Origin of the sequence: Thermogutta sp., from assembly GCF_014359955.1 — a bacterium.
Classification (GTDB): Bacteria; Planctomycetota; Planctomycetia; order Pirellulales; family Thermoguttaceae; genus Thermogutta.
The window spans coordinates 1-2,321 of record NZ_JACIYL010000708.1; the positions used below are offsets into that span (position 1 = coordinate 1).

Below are 2,321 nucleotides of genomic sequence, written 5' to 3' on the forward strand. Positions count from 1 at the left end.
ATTCCGTCATATGAAAGTTGCCGTTTCGTCCGAAGGCAAGGTTGGTTGAACCGCTCGCTTTTGGACGTTTTCGATAACAGTTGTGGAAGGCAAAACAGGCATCGGCGAGGGCTTCGTCGTTTGTCAGGATCGCGCCTCCTTCTCCCGAACACAAGTTCTTGCTGAGCTGAAAGCTATAACAGCCGGTGGTTCCCCAGCTTCCGGCACTTTTGCCGCGCCATTCAGCGAGATGGGCCTGGCAGGCATCGCCGATTACGGGAATTTTGTGCCGTTCCGCCACAGCAAGAATCTCGTCGAGATTCGCTACGTTGCCGCCAATGTGAACGGGAATGATCGCCTTGGTGCGCGGTGTGATAGCGGCTTCCAGTTTCTTCGGATGCATCAGGAAGGTATCGGGGTCGGAATCGACAAAAACAGGTAAGGCGTAGTGCAAAAGAACGACGGTCACAGTGGCCATGAAGGTAAAAGGAGGAACGATCACTTCATCGCCCGGTCCAACACCCAAAGCGCCCAGGGAAGTGAAGAGGGCCGTCGTGCCGCTGGCCGTCGCGATGCAAAACCTGGCTGAATTCAGTTCTGCATATCGCTCTTCAAATTCTTCGACGGAACGGTTGCGATACCACCGTCCTGCCCGCAGGACCTCCATGATCGCATCTTCGTCCGATTTATGAACCATCGGCCAGGACGGCCAGGAACGGGACAGGACGGGCTTACCACCGAGGAGGGCTGGTTTTTCCTGGAGGTCTGGGACCACGTTGGGGACATTAACTTGTTGAGAGACTGCGGTCATCAGCGATCCGCTACCCATGGTGCCCAGACCCAGAACACCCGTGTGCACCAAAAACTGCCGACGATTATTTCGGCGGGCCATAGCGTTACCTCCATAGTGGTCCAGAAAACTCAGGGGACTCGTCCGGCAAATATCTTGACCAATTTCACATCTTACGTCAACAATGGGGTCACGATTCGCAAAAAAACATGACGCAGATGCACGTCCTCGTTTTGTCTTCAGCACTGATTGAGTCACGTTTAAACGCGGAGTCGCCGCCATGATGCGAAGATCTTCGCTTCTCAGTCTGATCGGCGCTGTGGTATTTCTTGCCGTTCTGGGCGGTAGTCCAAGTGGGCCCAGCACCGCTTCCGAAAAGGCAGGCCCTTGCTGGCGAGCGGGTGTGGCGCGGCAGGTCATCACGCCACCCGTTGGACAGTGGATGGCTGGATACGCCGCTCGGCAGCGGCCGGCCGAGGGAAAGATCCACGACCTGTGGCTGAAGGCGCTCGTCCTGGAAGATCAGGACGGACATCATGGCGTTTTGGTCACAGCGGACATTCTGGGATTTCCGCGACACGTAAGCGAGAAAATATGTGAGGAGCTTCACCAGAAATTTGGGTTGGGACGAGATCAGATCATGCTTGCCGCCAGCCATACCCACTGTGGGCCGGTCTTGGAGAACGCACTTTACGACATTTATCCGCTTGACGACTCCCAGAAAGAACTCATCTCCCGTTACACCCGGCAACTGGAGCAGTGGGCCGTCGGGGCGGTCGAGCGTGCCATCCAGGCCCTCCGTCCTGTCACGCTCTCGGCCTTCGAAAGTGAGGCCCATTTTGCTGTCAATCGCCGCAACAATAAAGAGAGGGAGGTGCCAAATCTCCTGGCTCGGGGCGAACAGCTCCGGGGGCCCGTCAACCATCGGGTGCCCGGTTTCTGGGTGACTGACACCGCCGGGAGACCTGTGGCCGTGGTTTTTGGATACGCCTGCCACGCGACGACACTGGACCTCTATCAATGGTGCGGTGATTACCCAGGGTTCGCACAGCTTTCGATAGAAAAGGCTATGCCAGGCGTGACGGCAATGTTTTTTGCGGGTTGTGGAGCCGATCAAAACCCGATCCCGCGCCGTTCCCTAGAACTGTGCCAGAAATATGGCGACCAACTTGCCAGTGCCGTCCTATCCACCTGGGGGAAGGCAAGTCAAACACTCACTCCGAAATTGAAAACAGCGTTCACCACGGTCGATCTTCGGTTCGAGTTGGTGGACGACACCGCGCTGAAGCGAGCAGTTCAGGCCGGCGGGTACCAGGCCAGATGGGCCGGTCGGCTCCTTGCAGAAAGGGCAGCCGGCAAGCCATGGGCCAACACTTATCCCTATCCCGTGCAGGTCTGGCGGCTCGGAGACGATCAGTACTGGGTGGCACTGGGTGGCGAAGTTGTCGTTGATTACGTTAACATTTTGCAAAACACGGTTGCGCCCACAATTTGGGTGGCCGGCTACGCAAACGACGTAATGGCCTACATTCCCTCCCGGCGAGTGTGGGAA

The 2,321-nt window shown here is 57.0% G+C and carries 2 protein-coding genes; one reads left to right on the plus strand and one right to left on the minus strand.

Features of this window, described 5'->3' with window-relative positions; genetic code table 11:
* Positions 1 to 871 (minus strand): DegT/DnrJ/EryC1/StrS family aminotransferase (locus tag H5U08_RS16090; protein WP_297035360.1); only part of this gene is annotated, 871 nt, incomplete at its 3' end.
* Between the two features lie 178 nt (positions 872 to 1,049).
* Here H5U08_RS16090 and H5U08_RS16095 point away from each other — a divergent pair.
* Positions 1,050 to 2,321, plus strand: a 1,272-nt coding sequence (locus tag H5U08_RS16095) for a neutral/alkaline non-lysosomal ceramidase N-terminal domain-containing protein (RefSeq protein ID WP_297035362.1), incomplete at its 3' end; no start/stop codon positions are given.